Annotated in this window: 13 protein-coding genes; 11 read left to right on the forward strand and 2 right to left on the reverse strand. The window is 58.6% G+C overall.

What is annotated here, in order from left to right; genetic code table 11:
• The first annotated feature begins 60 nt into the window (after positions 1-60).
• A complete protein-coding gene (locus tag ACX9OW_RS05215; RefSeq protein WP_024956865.1) occupies positions 61-2025 on the forward strand; it encodes an AAA family ATPase in 1965 nt (654 codons plus the stop codon).
• Between the two features lie 168 nt (positions 2026-2193).
• Here ACX9OW_RS05215 and ACX9OW_RS05220 read toward each other — a convergent pair whose 3' ends face one another.
• Positions 2194-2895, reverse strand: coding sequence for an adenylate/guanylate cyclase domain-containing protein (locus tag ACX9OW_RS05220; RefSeq protein WP_197621874.1), 702 nt, complete (start codon positions 2893-2895; stop codon positions 2194-2196).
• Between the two features lie 2 nt (positions 2896-2897).
• A complete protein-coding gene (locus ACX9OW_RS05225) occupies positions 2898-3818 on the reverse strand; it encodes a TIR domain-containing protein (protein ID WP_088428977.1) in 921 nt (306 codons plus the stop codon).
• Between the two features lie 133 nt (positions 3819-3951).
• On the opposite strand from ACX9OW_RS05225, the gene ACX9OW_RS05230 reads away from it, so the two are divergent.
• The 10 genes from ACX9OW_RS05230 to ACX9OW_RS05275 all read left to right on the forward strand — a co-directional run bounded on the left by ACX9OW_RS05230 (position 3952) and on the right by ACX9OW_RS05275 (position 16621).
• Positions 3952-5484, forward strand: coding sequence for an adenylate/guanylate cyclase domain-containing protein (locus ACX9OW_RS05230; protein ID WP_043033494.1), 1533 nt, complete (start codon positions 3952-3954; stop codon positions 5482-5484).
• A gap of 92 nt (positions 5485-5576) precedes the next feature.
• Complete coding sequence (locus ACX9OW_RS05235) at positions 5577-6359, forward strand: E2 domain-containing protein (RefSeq protein WP_369332838.1); 783 nt, start codon at positions 5577-5579, stop codon at positions 6357-6359.
• A gap of 97 nt (positions 6360-6456) precedes the next feature.
• The gene (locus ACX9OW_RS05240) at positions 6457-6828 is read left to right on the forward strand and encodes a Pycsar system effector family protein (protein ID WP_228756380.1); all 372 of its coding nucleotides are present in this window, start codon (positions 6457-6459) and stop codon (positions 6826-6828) included.
• 916 nt (positions 6829-7744) lie between these two features.
• Positions 7745-7984 carry a hypothetical protein gene (locus ACX9OW_RS05245; protein WP_126412177.1) on the forward strand — a complete coding sequence of 80 codons (240 nt, stop codon included), beginning with the start codon at positions 7745-7747 and terminating at the stop codon, positions 7982-7984.
• Between the two features lie 720 nt (positions 7985-8704).
• Positions 8705-9028, forward strand: coding sequence for a hypothetical protein (locus ACX9OW_RS05250; protein ID WP_024956858.1), 324 nt, complete (start codon positions 8705-8707; stop codon positions 9026-9028).
• Between the two features lie 375 nt (positions 9029-9403).
• Entirely contained in the window at positions 9404-10120 is a 717-nt protein-coding gene (locus ACX9OW_RS05255; RefSeq protein WP_049401583.1) for a hypothetical protein, read from the forward strand.
• Positions 10113-11963 carry a hypothetical protein gene (locus ACX9OW_RS05260; protein ID WP_024956856.1) on the forward strand — a complete coding sequence of 617 codons (1851 nt, stop codon included), beginning with the start codon at positions 10113-10115 and terminating at the stop codon, positions 11961-11963. The genes ACX9OW_RS05255 and ACX9OW_RS05260 overlap by 8 nt, the downstream gene beginning before the upstream one ends.
• A 22-nt stretch (positions 11964-11985) precedes the next feature.
• Positions 11986-13032 (forward strand): ATP-binding protein, encoded by a 1047-nt coding sequence (locus ACX9OW_RS05265; protein WP_072167141.1) that lies wholly within the window; start codon positions 11986-11988, stop codon positions 13030-13032.
• Between the two features lie 826 nt (positions 13033-13858).
• Positions 13859-14404, forward strand: coding sequence for a hypothetical protein (locus tag ACX9OW_RS05270; protein WP_126412179.1), 546 nt, complete (start codon positions 13859-13861; stop codon positions 14402-14404).
• 1116 nt (positions 14405-15520) lie between these two features.
• Positions 15521-16621 carry a hypothetical protein gene (locus ACX9OW_RS05275; RefSeq protein WP_263174217.1) on the forward strand — a complete coding sequence of 367 codons (1101 nt, stop codon included), beginning with the start codon at positions 15521-15523 and terminating at the stop codon, positions 16619-16621.
• Positions 16622-16623: the final 2 nt, after the last annotated feature.

Consider the following 16623-nt stretch of genomic DNA (forward strand, 5'->3'; position numbering starts at 1 on the left):
CCGCTCGGGCCCTATCCTGCACAAGACGCGCACCATCCACGGCAGGAATCAGGGGGCAGCATGAAGCTAGTCAAGGCACGGATCCGAAACTTCCGTTCTGCAGAGGATTCCGGAACGTTCGATGTCGGAGAGCTGACCTGCTTGGTCGGTAAGAACGAGGCGGGCAAGACTGCAATTCTGACGGCGTTGTTTGGTACCCGTCCCATCGCCGACCAGTTTGCTTACGACACGGTGCGCGATTACCCCCGCCGCTTCCTCACGCGGTATGAGGAACGCCACGACGACGAACCCGCACCGGTTGCCACCCTGACCTGGGAGCTCAGCCACGAAGACCAAAAGGCGGTCGCCGACGTCCTGGGTGCCGGCGCGTTAAGTAGTACGACCGTTGACGTAACGACAGATTACAGTGGCCACAGCACTTGGAGCATTCACGTCGATCCCAACGTGGTGCGCGCGTTTCTGCTCGACCAGCACGGTGTGGCAGGCGAAGAGCGGGAGAAGTTTTCCAAGATATTGCTGGATCGACTCGTGGTCGAGATAGATGCGCACCCCGAGCCGTCTGACCAATTGCAGGCGGTCAAGCGGTCCATCAGCGGCTTCCGCAAGGGGAAACCAGTGCTGGCGGCCATCGATATCCTGCAGAAAAGGATGCCGGCGTTCTTCTATACCTCTCACTTTGATCGCATGTCCGGGGAGATATCGCTGGACAAGCTGTCTCGTGACACCCAAAGCGGCGCGACGATCTCCCCGGGTGACCAGATTTTCCTCGACTTCCTCGAGTACGCCGGGACGTCGGTCAGCGAATTGCAGTCCAGCACACGCCTGGAAGAGCTCAACGCACGTTGCCAAGCCGCCTCCAATGAAATTACCGATGAGATCTTCGAGTTTTGGAGTCAGAACGACGCGCTCAGTGTAGAGATAGCGCTTGCCCAAGGCCTCTCCGAGGATCCCGCCCCCTTCAATAGCGGGACTGTTGCCAAAATCCGCATTCGGAATGACAACCACAAGGTTTCGGTGCCCCTGTCTGAGCGCAGCGCCGGATTCGTCTGGTTCTTCTCCTTCCTGTCGCAGTTCAAGCAGATGCGAAAGAGGAACCCCGGTGCGATCATCCTTCTGGATGAGCCTGGATTGACGCTACATGGAAAGGCGCAAGCTGATCTGCTCCGCTACATCATTGAGCGTCTACTCCCCGACCACCAGGTCATCTACAGCACCCACTCGCCCTTTATGGTGCCGGCCGATCGTCTTGCGGACGTTCGCGTCGTCGAGGACGTTGTCACCTACGACCAGCGTCGCCGCCCCACCGTTAAGGGCACACAGGTCTCCGCGGACGTCCTGAGCGTCGATCAGGACACGCTGTTCCCCCTTCAGGCCCATCTCGGTTACGAGGTTACCCAAAGCCTGTTTGTGGGAGCGCATACCCTGTTGGTCGAAGGACCTTCGGATGTGCTCTATCTTCAGGCGGCATCGCACGCGCTCAAGCAACGCAAGCGCCAAGGCTTGGACAGCCGGTGGGTGATCTGCCCCACAGGCGGCATAGACAAAGTGCAATCGTTCGCCTCGCTCTTCTCTGGCAAGGGCATCCACATGGTCGCCTTGTGTGACTACGGCAATGGCGATAAAGGCAAGGTGCAGCGGCTGAGGGAGTCTCAGATCATGAAGACTTCCGGCGTCTTGGTAGCCACGGATTTCACCGGAAAGGCCGAGAGCGACATTGAGGACTTCTTCGCACCCGCCGTCTTCGCCGACATCCTCAACGGTGCCTACGGTCTGAAGGGAAAAGGGCAAATTTCCGCCCGGCAGTTCAGCCAAGACGGTGCCCTGACGCGCCAGGTCAAACAGGCCGAAGCACTGTTTAATGTCATGGGGGCTTCCGTTCCGCCCCTGGATCATTTCACTCCCGCCAACTGGCTCATCCAGAATCAGCACGTGCTGGCCGCGGAAACTACGGCCATCAATGAAACGCTGGAGCGCTTTGAGAAGGCCTTCGCTGAGATCAATGCGGCGCTAGGGGCCGGTGCGTAGATGAACCTCTGCCAGAGCTCCGCAATGGCAGCGGGTTCCTCTCCCGGCGCGCACTCATCGGAGGGCAGGACTCGGCTGCCTGACTCCCGCGCCATGAAATCGGCCTCTAACAGTGCGCCCTTTCCCTGCCATGCTGGCCCTGCGAATGCCGGGTCCGCAGAGGGCGCTTTAGACGCGCCAAGCCCAGTCTGATCCGTGAATGCGGCGACCACCCTGCCGGTTCCAGCGGAACGCCTCCCACATCAGAGTCGGCGGCGTTCCACCGTACTTCAACTCATCAGCCAACCGGATGAACACCTCATCGGTAATCCAGGTTGACGGGGCAAGGTCCAGGTCCGTGAGCTTGGCCGCATGATTGGCCGCGCGTCCAACCCAGACGATGTCGTTGCCGCCTCGAATACCCGTGCGAGCAGCTCGGATTGGGCTGCTGTCGATTCCGACGACATGCCTCACGGTACCTGTCCAGTCGGGGTACTGCTTTTTCAACGCTGGCATGACGATCATCTTGACCGCATAGTTGATTTTCAACCCGGCCTTAGCCGCCGGCGTGGCTTGCCGGTCACCCACCCAGATGCCCATGACACGATCTCCGTCGTAGGAGGTGATCTTGCCGCCCTCTTTCCTGATGATCGTCGCTGCACAGTGCAGGAACGCTTTGTAGATCTCTGCACTCAACTGCCAGGCTTCGGTGTCGACCATATTCGTTGAGCCGTTCAGGTCCGCGTACAAAACAGTGGCACGATCAAACTCCACTGCGTCATTGCCCAATCGCAGATCTTCTGGATCGGGTACAACTTGACCTCTCCGTGTAGACCATCGGGTTTGTGCTATCGCCTGCACGGCGGCCGTCATCTCTTCCAGCAGTGCCACCGTCAGTCCCTCGGCCCAGCTTCGAGAATGCGGGAGCGAATTTGTTCGCATGCCGGTGCAATCAAAGCCCGGGCGTCCGGGCCAGGGGTGTATCGGTAGGGGACGGTCGTGAGCCCCGTGAGATCACTGGGAAGCTTCAGCTTGTCTTCGCGCGGCTCCATCAAGAAGGCGCGCCGACGCCCCAGGAATCCAATGAACATACCCAGTTCAAAGACGACGTTGTCGCGCATGACAGGCCACTCGTCACCGCGGCTGATGACCATGTCATCCGCGTGGGCCACGGCAATGGCAAAGTCTGCCTGTTCCAGCTGGCGCTCGAGCTCGTCAAGTGTGTAGTTGGCGGCGCGGAACACCCCGTGGTCCCATACCACCGTCAGGAACGGGTCGTGCTCGAAGTGCTGTACCAGCAACCGCGTGACAGGGAGCGCCTCCACCGACGACATCACAAAGACCCGGACCTGTCCGCGAGGTTGGGTAATCATGTGATTGCGCTCTTTTAGACGGCGCGAAAGGGTCGCGGCCAGCCGCCGCCAGATGACGGGGTGTGAATCCGCAATCCTGCTGAAATCGATTTCCGGCACCTTTAGCACTACGGTCGGCTCGCGTGCAGTAACAGTTGCCGCCCGCAGTTGCGCCGGTTCGATGGCTGCCATTTCGCCGACGTGGTCCCCAGCCCTTCGGGTATTAACCACTTTGCCGTTGACCAGCACGTCCACGGAGCCGGAGACAATGAAGAAAACGTCGGTCTCTGGGGCGCCCTGAGTGATAAAGGCCTGCCCTGTCCCCACGTCGAGCAATTCCCCGGCCTGTGCCAGCTGGGCTGCGGCCGCGTCCAAGCCGGCCAGCAGGCGGAACTCAGCCAAGGCGGCGATCAGTCGCCTGCCATCATCCGCCGCGAGGCGCTCGACGATCCCAGTCCCCATACTGCCCCCTTGAAAGTGTGAACTGGGTCCCAATATACGCCCAAAGGAGCTGGAATGAATCCGGCTGCCAGCCACGCCGTAGGCGACGCGACCCGCCCGGCCTGGCCTCCTCTTGGGCGCAGGGAGTAGCACGATGGGACACAGCTGGAAAAAAGATCGCACCAAGAAGCGCATTGCCACCCGTTACGCCGAAGTCCGCGACGTGGACATCCGCGATTACAAGCGGGAAACCTCGCTGGTGGATATTCCAGTCAATCGCGCCTATCGCGTCCAAGGGGCGCATGTCTACATCGACATCGTCAATCTGGCGGACATGCTTAGCTGCACTGACATCGAAGGCGAAACCTGCCACAAGCGGGCCCTTCGATTCCTGAATCAGCACTACCGCGCCGTCCATCGCATCCTCGTTGAAAGTGATGCCATCCGTGTGGACTTTCACAACCAGCGGCTGCATGCGGTTGTGACCAAGCCGTACGGCGATGCCAACGAACGCGCCCGGATCGAGCGCGCGGTTGCGATCGCCCAGCTCGCCATCGATGTGCTGGCTGAAACGGGCGACTCGGACGCGCACATCCCCAATGCCCAGGTTCGTGTCGGCATTGACAGCGGGATGGCGTTGGCCGTCAACAATGGTCGTCGCGCCAGCCGAGAACCTCTTTTCTTAGGCTCCCCAGCCAATCAGGCGGCCAAGTGTGCCGGGCATGGAGGGGCTGAAGGCATCTACCTGACGCACGGCGCACGTGCCGTGCTTGAACTGCCTACCTTGACCGGCAACAAGGACCGCACCACTTCGCTGACCGATGCTCAGATTTCCGCATGCGTCGAGGCCGCTGCACTCGGCATTTCCAAGTCGCGCATCATCGAACTCTGGAAAGATGAACAGGCCGAGCTCCCTATCGGCGAATTCAAGTTCAGTCGACCGACGCCTCCGCTTTCTGATCTGGACTTCTCCCTGCTCAGCGCGGCGAACTCAAGGCGATTTGATGGCGTTTCGATCTATGCCGACATTGACGGATTCACCGACTTCGTGGACAAGCACTTAGAGGAGGATCCCGAACATCTGGTTCGAACACTGCACGTATTGCGCTCTGAGCTGGATGCGGTCGTACACGAGGATTTTGGAGGGCGTCGTGTCCGTTTTATTGGCGACTGCCTTCATGGGGTGCTGCTGGAGGGCACGTCACAGACGACAGATGCGCAGGACACGGTCAGCACCGCTGCCCAGTGCGCGGGTGCATTGCGCAGCAGTTTCTCCACTGCCCTGGAGCAACTGAGCGCCGAAGGCGCGGAAGTGGCAGAGCTGGGATTGGCCATTGGCTTCGAACTTGGCCCCCTTGCCATTTCCCGCCTGGGCATGAAGGGGAGCCTTCTGCGGTGTGCCACGGGGCGAGCGGTGTTGGAATCTGAAGCCCAACAACGACTCTGCGACGGTGTGGAGACGGCCATTGGTGAAAATGCCTACAAGGCCGCCAGCGCCGCGATACGGACCGTCTTTACCGACAAGCGAAAGGCGGCGAACCTAGACTATGCCGCAGCGGTGGAGGAACTCGCCGCATCCGGGGACCGCGTGGCGAAGGCAACACTGGAGGCACACTACGCTGAAGTGGCACCCGCAGTGGCTCCTGCGCTCGCGCAGCCGATCCGTCCTCATGTGGCCGCGACGTGACGCCAAGGCCTTTGGAGCTGCTGCAGCGCGTGGCACCGGACTACGGTGCCACGTTGATCGTAGACCCTGTCGGGGGGCTGGTTGGGATCACAGTGGTTCGGGCCGGCGGAGCCGAGTACGCATTTAGATTGCTCGTCTCCGTTGCAGGCGAGCACGTCTCAGTGCGCGAGATCGCCGACCCCGGCATGCTGCCGGGGTTCTGTCCCGATCGGCATATCAACGGTGACCGTAGCTTCTGCCTCGGCTGGGGAGAAGACAATCCGAGCCGGATCCAAGACGAAGCAGCAGCGAGGCATTGGTGGGCCACGGTCTACCAGTACCTGACCTACCAGATCGGCGCGAACGCCCGCCGGGTCTTTCCTGGAGCGGAGAACGGCCGCGCGCACGGTCGTGCTGCGCAGCATCAGGCCAATGCTGAGCAGGCAGCCGAACGACTGGGTCCGGCATTCAAGGCAGATGTGCTCGCGGGGCAGTTCATGGTCCGCAAGGATTCGCGCCCTCAGAAGCGGAGGCTCGAGCTCTGGCACGGCAAACTACTCCTTGCTCGGGTGTCGACGCGCACTGAAACCTTGGTCGGGAGACCCCCAGTCTGCCCATGTGGCCGCGATCCTGACGGTGCGATCACTGCATGTGGCGACCACGCTGCGGCCCTGGTCACTTTCATCTTGGAACAGCACCGATGTGCGCTGGCCGACACAGCTTTCCTTGAGGATTGTGCGGCTGCAGGAGCGCGCTGCTGCGGAACGCTGGACATCTGCGGTCTTCGATCTGCCATCAAACGAACACAAACCGTATCCCTCAAGACAGAGAACTCACCCCGTGCAAGAACCTCAAAATTCTGGCGGCCACCCGCCAAATCAAAGCGACCGCGTTAGTGCCGCTTGGCAGCAGCTGAATTTGGTCTTGGGCTTCTTCTCCCGTGTAGACACAAAACTCTCGGTCGGCCTGGGTATCAACCTGGGCATGCTTGCCATGATCGCGACGCGGCTGCCGAAACTTGATGAACTAACGGCCCTGATCTCGGTTGTGGGCGTTTTGTTCCTTACACCGCTTACTGTTAGCTTCTGGCACCTGTGGTACGGATATTTTCCGGAACTGCGAGGCGGGTCAAATTCGCTCATCTTCTTTGAACGGGTGTCGAGCATGGCCGAGCACGAGTTCTTGCAGAAGTGCGCGGAGCGTACGCTGATGGAGTTCGAGGAAGACCTCCTGGGTCAATGTTGGCGCAATTCCAAGATTCTCTCGTCAAAATTCAGCTGTTTGAAGTACGCGTACATTGCCACTGTTCTGGCAATCGCCCCATGGATGGCACTCATCGTTGTGCTGCCTCCGCCGGCAAAGTGACACACAAGTGGCTTCTGCTCATCCAGTTGTTGAGCCGGAGCCCCGGGCAGCGCTGACAGGGCCGGGCCTTCCGGCCCAAGTCGGCCCAAGGTGAGAAACGGTGCTGGCCATTGCCGGAGTTTGGCCATCGGCTATCACACGCACGTCGCAGTTAGCTCCCTTTCGGAAGGGGATGCCAGCCTAGACGTGCAGCAAACTCACGACGATAGACGGTGTCAATCTGGGGCGGGGCTCGCCGGACGTACTCTTCTGCGAGCGTCGCAGTTTGCCCTGAGAGGCTTGCGAGGTAGGCAACTGCTTCTTCCACTGATGGGACGCGTTGATTTTCCCCGTTGAACTTCGGTGGCAGCGCCGTCCATAGCACAGTGGTAATCCCGCGAGCAGCGGCCCAGTCAGCGAGCCCAGGAATACTCGCCGGTGCTGGACAGCCATGTGTCCAGACCCCCAAGTGTCGCTCCATGTTCTTTGAGGGAATGGCTTCCCGCTCACGCAAGGCTCGCTTGGCGTCGCCCTCGTCGTCGGTACCAGCCTCAACCCAGAAGGAGGTGACAGCAGACGCGGCCGCATGCATGACCAACGTAAGCCGTCCATTGCCGGATTGCCTTAAAAACTCTACGCAAACCGTTGGCCCGTCTGCCAGCCACTGTCCACGAACCGGTAGACCGTCGGGTTGCCATACCAGCGACCCCCAACCAAGATAGGCAATCATCTTGAGCCTCTACTCGACTGCGACAGCCGTGCCGCCCACCACAAGCGGCTCATTTCGTAATCGGTCGAGCCTTTAGTCTCTGCGCTCACCATCCTGGATGCCTCCTCGTCTCAACAAGACTCTGTATTGATAGCGCTACCGCGCCATCTGCCGCGATGTTGCGCTGCAGGGTCCGACGCCGGGCGAGAAGAAGCGCAAAGACGGAGCATGCTGCTGATTGCGGACTACCCGCAAGAGCGGGTGACGCATGCCTGGGAGATAGTCGAACCCGCTGTCTTCAAGCTCAAGTACGAGGCGGGAGAGAACCTCATGCTGCAGGAGCAAGCGGCGTCGCGACGATGCAATCCGAACACCCCGGCACCCTGTGAAAGGAAGCACGAAATGGCTGAAGTACCAGAACAGCTCTTCGGCAATAAGCTGGATGGGACTATCCTGCCCCACCAGTAGCAGGCAATCGTGCAGTGCACGCCCCAAGGCAAAGCAGTCATGCCGTCTGCCCTGCTCATGGGCGACCCTCAACATCACCACTAGTGCCGCCAGGCTATCCAGAGTGCCCAGCCCGCACAAGCCCTCGGTGATCTCTCGTAACCGACGGTCTCGGCGGACAAACATGCCGGCTCGCAAGCTCGCTCCGCTGAACACTTCCAGTTGCACAGGTGCACTGAGCGACATGAGTATTGATTCTCCACAACCGCCAAGTGCCTCGTGGACATTCAGAGCGGCCCAGACCGGTGAACATAGAACCATGCGGGAGCCGGGATAGCGCGCCTCGGCTGCTGCCTGCGTCGCCTGGGACGGGACGTGTTCCGCATGGGCATATTTCACCCACACATTGGAGTGGCAGCCGGGACGCTCCGGGGATATCGACTGTCCGAGCGCGTATGCGCTGGATAGGCCCATTCGGCTTCGCAAGCATTCAAACCACAATCCGACACTGAGTGATCGCAGGCAGTACGGCACGGCTCGGTTGGCGGGAAGTATGCTCGTGCTTGCACGCATGCGGGCAAGTCGCGCCTCGCCGTAAAAGGGTATCTCTTTGAGCGCCATGGCCGTGCCCCTCCCCATTCACCTTTGATGGGTAACGAAACGCGAGTTTGTTACTCCTTCCACCATCCGTATTAGAGGGGCAGAATCAGGAGGACACAAGCGACGGGGTGTGACCACGCCATGACGGAGCGGACCAACGAATCAATCCTGGCCCCGGAACGCCGTGAGATCGAAAGAGAATTGACCTTTCATTTCGGGCCTCTCATCGGCTATGAAAACTTGCCGCGAGCTCTTGGCTATCGCTCCAGCCACGCGCTCCGCCAAGCAGAGGCACGCGGAACCTTGCCCGTGAAGATATTCAAAGTGCCCGGCCGCCGCGGCAAATTTGCCTTTGCGATGGACATCGCCGACTGGATGGTTGGGCTGAGGGCCGCAATCAGTCCGCCGGCAGTATCTGGCACCCCGCAAGATGAAGCGGCTGCTCTGAAGCCCAACCAGGAATGACGCCCCACAACCCAAACTCAAGGGGCCGGGCTTGTAGCGTTTCAAGAACAGACTCAAGACGTCCCCGAAGATGCGCTCGCCGAGCGCCGAGGAGAGTACCAAGAGCCGGAAACTAACATCTCCGAACCCTGGAAATGACTTGCCCCCGTTGGCGCGGGGGCAAGTGACATCTGTTGGAGCAGATGGTGGTGAAACTCAGCCTGTACCCTGAGGCTCACCCTTTTCCTTGACAAAGTCAAGCGACTTCCCGTTCGCGCGGAGGGGTGCGCCCATTTCCTCCCCATCTCATATGGCGGAGGCGAACCTGAATGGGCACCTTGTTCCAATCTCGAGACCGGGCAGACGTTCGCAAGCCGACGGCTGAGGAGCAGGATGATGACCGCAGGAAAAAGCGCGACCGCCAAACCGACGGACGAAGACCGCCGTGAGGGGCATCTGCCCCATTCCCCTCTCGAGCTAGCACGCGGCAAGCGCGACCGCCGCGAAATCTTTGTATTTCAGTCCCCGAAGAATGGGCGGACCGTAACGGTGGCCGACCTGGTCAACTTTTGCCAGGCGCTGATGCTCGAATTTGACCCCCAGGTGGAGATGTATGTTGAGAGGCCGCGTCGAATCACGGTAGGCGAGAAGCGCGACCTTGAGTTGAGCTTCTGGGTCGGGCGGAGGGATGGCACCCAGCACTACCAGTTTGTAATCCCTACAAAACGGGTGGCTTCACTGAGCGTTGGCTTAGTCAAGCTTCCCGCAGATGACGAGCTCATCCACATGGCCTTGAATCAAGGGCTCGTATTGCGACTTGTCCACGAAAACTCTCTGGCATCTCGCGCCAGCGAGGTCGCTGTTGCCTACGAACTACTTCCGCTTGTCTGGGCCAATGCAAAGATCGCGGGGGCCAGGCAGTTGGAAGTGAGGATTGAGGACATGCTCCAGAACGTTGAGCGCCTCACCATGAGCGCATTACAACTGCAGACGGGCCAGGCCCGGTTCGCAGTGGCTTGCGCAGTGGCAAGCCTCGTCTACACCGGCCGCGTACAACTCGTGGACTATCGCCCAGGGGATCCGGATGCCCTCGTGGAGGTGCGTCATGGCTAGGTACGAAATCTATGATCAGGCGACACTCGACGAGTGGTACTCCCCACATCCGGTTGATATTGCACCAGATCATCTCTCCAAGTTCCGCGTGGCCAAGGAAGCACTCACCGCCTTGCTTCTGGGCCGTTCCACCATCACCGCTATATCCCGGAGATATGGAATCTGCCACAAACGCCTGAAGCGCATGGCAATGAAAGCGCCCACGATAGCCCACGATGGCATGCCGCACGGATTTCGCGTATGCATTCCATGGGGCAGTTACTCGACTGAGCTTTCCTTCGAACCCGCGGAATTGCCGCTGGTTCCAGGAAGATTTGCGTGGCACAAAGTCTCCGAAGCTGTGCCGAGTGTTAAAGCCTTGATCGATGGCTTTGCAACCCATCTGCCGCCGGGCCGCCCTCCAAGCGCGTTCGTAAAATTGCACCAACGAGTCCTTGCGGAGCTGAAGCAGCACAACCTGGAGGACAAATTCCCCCTGAACGATCCTGGCAAGGGGAAGCGCTCGCTGCTTGCTTTGCTCAAGCGGCGGCAGTCGGCAGTAGCCGACGTGGACCTTTATGAACCTCAATCGGCATCGAACGCTCCTGTCGCTTTGGAGCAAGCAGTACGGATGGGCCTGTTCGCCAGAACGGAGTTTGACGCGCACCAAATCGATGTTGAATGCAAGATCTCCATCGATATGCCCAATGGCGCGCGTGTTACGCGCAAAGTGTCACGGCTATGGCTTCTCATCGAAATAGAGACTGAATCCAGGGCGGTAACGGGATGGCTTCTCTGTGTCGGCCAGAGCTATGACAATCTTGATGTAGCGCTCTGCTTGTCCAAGTCAATGGAACCCTGGGCTCCCAGGGACCTGACGATCCCGGACCTCTTCTACGCACCTGGCGCTGGAATGCCCGTCTATCAGGCAGCAACGCCGATAGTCACGCGCTCGGCCGCTGTCGCACTGGACAACTTCCTTGCGCACTCGGCCCATGCACTCGAAGCAGCATTCTGCAGGGCTCGGGGAGGTGTGATGATCTTCGGAAAGTCGCACACACCGCGCTCACGACCCATTGTAGAGCAATTCTTCTCGCGCTTGGAACGTGGTGCGCTGCGTAAGATCCCCGGCGGTTTTGAGCCCGCCAAACGGCTGGGGGAAAACAAGATCAGGATCAGCAACTTCTCTCCGGATGCCCATCCCATCCAGATGCACCTTCTCGAGGAGCTCCTGGACGTCATCATAGCCAACTACAACGCGACGCCTCACTCCGCACTCGGACAGATGACGCCGCTAGCGTATCTCACGAATCGCAAAGAGTCAGCGTTTGCGTTTGCGCCGGAAACCTGTGGCCTGGATGCTGCAGATATGGCTTCGACAATCGTAAGCCTGCCCGTAAAAGGCAACAAGGATAATGGGGAGTTGCCCCATGTCACCTACTTGTATGCGGACTACCGATCCCCTTCCCTTAACGATAAATGGGGACTGATTGGCACCAGGATTCTTGCGCGCGTGAATAGGCGCGATCTTCGTTCAATCGTGCTACTTCAAAGTGCCACCGTGCCATTCGGAGTGGCTACCGCGCGAGCGCCTTGGTCGCGCGCGCCGCATGACGAGAGGACGCGAAGGATCATCTGTCGTTGGTCCAAACAGCGCAGTGATTTCTCAATCGCTGGCGTGGAGTGTGCAATTGAAGCCTTCATAGCGCATCTTCGATCTACTGCAGACACGTCCCAACCCGCAGTCGACCAACTTGCGCGCTTGCAGCAGTTGCACTTCGGCCGTCTGCCCGACATTCGGTCCCAGCCAGCTCACATCCCGGTAAGAGTCCCCCGGGGAGGCAAGGTGAATCTTGATGACTAGATCGGACCTTGCGGAGGCCATCATGGCCGTCCGTCGCCTTGACCCCGACCATCCACTTTTCATTGAGTCTGGCTACCGTATCAACACGAAGCCTGTCGAACGCATGGCGGATTTCGTTCTGTACAACATTCAGCAGGGTCATCATGGGTGCTCTCTTTACTCAGAGAGCGGGGTTGGCAAATCCACGGCGCAAGACTATCTAGTCGAAACCGACTGGCGCTGGCTCGTGGAGGACGGACGCCGCGCAGGTGTGGCCAGGGCAATCGTCGCAACCTCAGATGCATGCAGGAGCCCGCTGAGCTTCTGGCACGCGCTTTCACATCAACTGGGAATGCCGCGCTGGTCATCGGCCAGGCCTCACGAGCTGAGGGCACGAATACACAATCACATGCGCGCCGCGTGTGGGCACGCCGACGTACGCAGGTACGTATTGTTCATCGACAGTGCTCAACGGCTCACCAATCTTGAGTTTCAGTGCTTAGAAGATCTTGATAACTTGATGAGCAAGGACAGGCTTACTCTCTTTTTGGTCTTTGTGTACCAAAGTGACCAGCAGGGCATCGAGCTTGGCGACATGTGGCAGCACCATCCGTCACATGTTGTTCGCCGGTGGTTTCTGGACTCAGCCCCATTTCTTCCTCTTGCGGCGCGAGATGAGGTCAGGCATGCCCTGTCGCGCTACGACGGCGCAGCATGGTGGCCGACAGAGGACATGCCATTTTCTAGATACTTCGCCACCGACGCATTTGATCGCGGATGGCGGCTGGAATCTGAAACGGAGATGATTTGCGATGCTGTGTCCGCCCTCCGGAGGGAGGTGGGACTTCCCGAACATAGTGGCTGGCCGATGTGCTCCTTCACATCGACCGTGCGGAATCTGCTAACGAACGCTTGGTTTCAGCAGAGTTTCGAACGCTTCACTCCATCTGACGTCCGTGCTGCGCTTGTGCATGTCGGGTACCTGCGAACCGAGTTCATTCGCATGCGCGAGAAGATGTCCGACAAGGCAATCGCCATCATTGAGAAGATACAGAATACGGCAAACCAGGTAGGGGGAAGCAATGAATAGCTCTCGCGCCGTAAATCCTTCTACGCCTCGGATTGTCGGCGCAGAGCATGAGTTCTATCCATACATATCGGGCTACGGCGTGCTGCAGCGGATCGTTGCACTGGGCATGCCAACAAGTGAGCAACTCATGATCATGGGGGTGAGGCGTAAGACTGGGCGCTCCATGCTCCGCCCTTTGCTTCTGCCGGGCCGGGTGCAGGATACTTTTGCGTCAGCCATCGAAGTCCGTGACGTCACAACGAAGAATCTATGGAATCCGGCCGCGTGGCTTCCAGTTCAATCACTTCGACTTCTCGCGGGTAGTGAGCTTCCATATATGCGGTGCCCCGCATGCGCACTTCACGGCTACCATTGTTCACTATTTCTCCTTCCTTCCATCTCTGCGTGCCCTTGGCATGGCGAGAAGCTCATCAGCCACTGCGAGGCATGCGGAAGGACGCTGGGCACCAGTTTTGACCACTCCGGTGGTCTCGGGACTTGTACTTGTGGATTTCAGCCAATCGACGCCCACACAGCGCTACTGGACGTCAGGCAATTTCCCGCTCGTGAAGTGTCGCAGTGGGTGGATGACTACCTTCATTGGGCATCACGCCAGCGGGCAGGCCGAGTGATTCACTTCCCCAGTGATGCGCAAAGCTGGCCTTCAGCTCTGGCGCGCCTGATTGATAGAACGACTCCTATGCCGCCCGTCCACCAGGACGATGGCAATGCTCACGTAAGGTATGAGGCTTTCCAGCCATCCGCTGACGATCCGGAGCCAGGGGCGTTCTGGGGCTGGGCAATGATTGGCGGCAACTCGGGCCTCATGTGCGCTCCGCTCCCATTGATGGCCTACGATGCTTTGACGCGGGCCACTGCAGCGGCATGCGCCAGGGTCGGACTTGAAGGCCTATCTGTCCTGAGCTTCCGCTCAACGCACTACGACACCCAAGGACCCACTGAGGTAGAGCGGCACGAGTCGTTCCTAGCTCCCTATGGTGTTTCTGCCAGCGGCGCGACTTGGCTCAATCTCTCGGTTGTCGACCCGATGGTAACGTTAGCGTGCGGCACAGCGCTGGAGCTGGCCGCTGCGGCCTTTGGTATCGCGAACGACAAGCCGGATAGGTCCCCTTCCGTAATCGTCGCTTCGGTATTGGACAGCATTAAGGGAAGATCCGCCTTGGTCGACGCGCTTGTGTGGGTTCTGGCAACCGCTTATGAGGAAGGCTTGGCGTTGACGCTTGCAAGGGTGTTCAAGCTGAATCCGAAGGATGTACTGCCTTCAGGTGGGTATCCGGTCATCGAGCTTCAGGGTTCCGCCCGTTCCTTGAGAGAAGTCCGGGTCGCCTGGGTGACACCTCGAAAAACAGCTAGAATCCAGCAGAAATCCTAAGGCAGGCAGTTCTTAGCAATTTTTGCCATCATTGGGGCAACGGCACTGTCTCGTGCCGGACTGCGAACGGCAGTAGCCTTCATGCGAGTACGCAACACAAGGGGAGGCTTTGCCGCCGCGTGGGCTAATTGGCAATTCTAATGAACCCCCGGCAGTCGTGGGCGTGTTTTATGGGCTTCCGGAACTGTTGGGCGTTATTTATGTACTTCTGGAAATGCCGGGCGTCTTTGGTGAACTTCCGGGAATATCGGGCATCTTTGGTGGACTTCCGGAAATATCGGGCATCTTTGGTGGACGGAAGCTGCCAGGAAGAGGCTAAGCTCACCCCATCCATATCTTCTAAAATCAATGCGTTAGAGGCCGGGCGTTTTCGGTGCGGCAGACAGCCGTATGACGACAATGAAGTTCCCTCCTTCAAGCCAACAGACGCCCTTTTTCTGACCAACAATCGCCCCTGACCCGACGGGCGACCGAAAAGATGCCCTCTGGAAGCACAAACTGACTACAAGTTGCCCGAAATGGAAGGCCGAGGTACTCGCTCGCTTTGTGGCAAACCGGAGTTCGCGTGTCTGCGCGCTGCAAACGACCAATCACCTTTGATAGCAGCCTCTATCGATCCCGGTATGCTTGCCCTATGACCTGCCTGGCCTCGCTCGACCCTCGAATACCTGCGAGCGCAGGTGCGAGATGGTGAGTTCCCGCTCCGAAAGCCTCCATCCAATCTTGGTCTCCGCTGCACAAAGGCGCGCGAGGTTGGCGGAGCATTGGCTGACGGCCGAGGAAGTATCTAGGGTCGTCGATCCTGCCTATGAGAGCTCGCTGCCGACAGTGGCAACGAAGCTCCGCCAACAGTGGCGACTTCTCGCCGTATACATGGATCCGCCGTCATCCCACTACCGCTACCCCGCACGGCAGTTTGGGGAAGACGATCAGCCCGTCAGCCAGTTGCATGACATCCTAACGGTCATGCGTGGACTGAGGTCGTGCAGTCACCGTCCGCTGACCCGATCAAACAAAGATCTTTCCCCGACTTGCCGCTTGGTCGGACAATTGAACTGCGCCGGTAACCCAGCCGAGCAATGATGTCTGCCCACGCCAAATTATAAGGATTTACTCGTGCCAACTAATGCGAAAGTCCTCGAAGCGGTTGCGAAAACTGGGTTTGTTCTTGAGCACGAGGTGGTGACAGCGCTACAGAAGGCGGGCTGGAAGACTATCAATGGAAGCTATTACATTGATGACGCAAGCAATCAGGCTCGAGAGCTCGATGTTATCGCCTACAAGACAACAAAAATGGACGATGTACACGTACTCACTTGCGCTCTGATCAGCTGCAAGAAAATCGCAAAGGATGCCGCAGCCTTTCTTTCGCGCAAGCGCCCAGCCAAGGACCCAAATGCTGACTGGGAGCCTGCGCCACAGGCCACGAGACTGCAGCCGATGAAGGCCCATCTCTCCAGCGCGAACTGGAAAGATCGCTATTTTTCATCGATGAGCCCCGCAGTTAGGGCGATGCTAGTGGCGGCTCGGGACGTTTTTGCATTTCAGATGGTGGGCAATGAGGGGCAGGCTAACAATGACAAGCCTTACTACGACTCTTTTACTAGCCTAATCAAGGCTCTCGATCACGAACTCGGAAAGCGGGCCGGGGGCGATATGGCGCGAAGGAAGAGGATCTACAGCTACTCACTGCATGCAGTCTTTGATGCTCAAATGGTGGAAGTTCAATTCAATGAAGACAGGAAGCAGGTGCGCGAGGTCGATCGCATCACTTGCTTCGTTCGATATATGGTGAGAAGGAAAGACACGGCTGCGTCCGTGCATTTCGTGCAATCTTCCGCACTGAAGCAATGGATTGGCGATATCGACTTGCTTCATTCGCATAATGTTAAGTTCTTCTCAGATGAGGTCGGCAAGAGCTTTGCGGCCATTGCGACTTCATCTGAAGTGCGCAGTTACTTCAAAGAAGAAATTGGCTATATGCTCAGGCACTATCTGAGCAAGGCGGCTTCGAGGCTGAGAATTCCCATGCCAAGTGGGGAAGTCATCCTTAGCACTAACAAGCGGGGAATCGAGGTGTCGATGGATTTTTCTGAGAGTGATGCGGATAAGCTGAACAGTGACGCCGAGCTTCGAAGGGAGTTTGCAAGCATCTTTGAAAAAAGAGCTCGGTACAAGGGTGGGATAGAGGTCGGAACGTTCGACATACCATTCTAGGA

The sequence above is a fragment of the Stenotrophomonas genospecies 5 genome, assembly GCF_054473825.1.

Coding starts and splice junctions, on each gene's coding strand:
- ACX9OW_RS05215 (WP_024956865.1), top strand. CDS start 61: ATGAAGCTAGTCAAGGCACGGATCCGAAACTTCCGTTCTGCAGAGGAT.
- ACX9OW_RS05225 (WP_088428977.1), bottom strand. CDS start 3,818: ATGGGGACTGGGATCGTCGAGCGCCTCGCGGCGGATGATGGCAGGCGA.
- ACX9OW_RS05230 (WP_043033494.1), top strand. CDS start 3,952: ATGGGACACAGCTGGAAAAAAGATCGCACCAAGAAGCGCATTGCCACC.
- ACX9OW_RS05240 (WP_228756380.1), top strand. CDS start 6,457: ATGATCGCGACGCGGCTGCCGAAACTTGATGAACTAACGGCCCTGATC.
- ACX9OW_RS05245 (WP_126412177.1), top strand. CDS start 7,745: ATGCTGCTGATTGCGGACTACCCGCAAGAGCGGGTGACGCATGCCTGG.
- ACX9OW_RS05250 (WP_024956858.1), top strand. CDS start 8,705: ATGACGGAGCGGACCAACGAATCAATCCTGGCCCCGGAACGCCGTGAG.
- ACX9OW_RS05255 (WP_049401583.1), top strand. CDS start 9,404: ATGACCGCAGGAAAAAGCGCGACCGCCAAACCGACGGACGAAGACCGC.
- ACX9OW_RS05260 (WP_024956856.1), top strand. CDS start 10,113: ATGGCTAGGTACGAAATCTATGATCAGGCGACACTCGACGAGTGGTAC.
- ACX9OW_RS05265 (WP_072167141.1), top strand. CDS start 11,986: ATGGCCGTCCGTCGCCTTGACCCCGACCATCCACTTTTCATTGAGTCT.
- ACX9OW_RS05270 (WP_126412179.1), top strand. CDS start 13,859: ATGGCCTACGATGCTTTGACGCGGGCCACTGCAGCGGCATGCGCCAGG.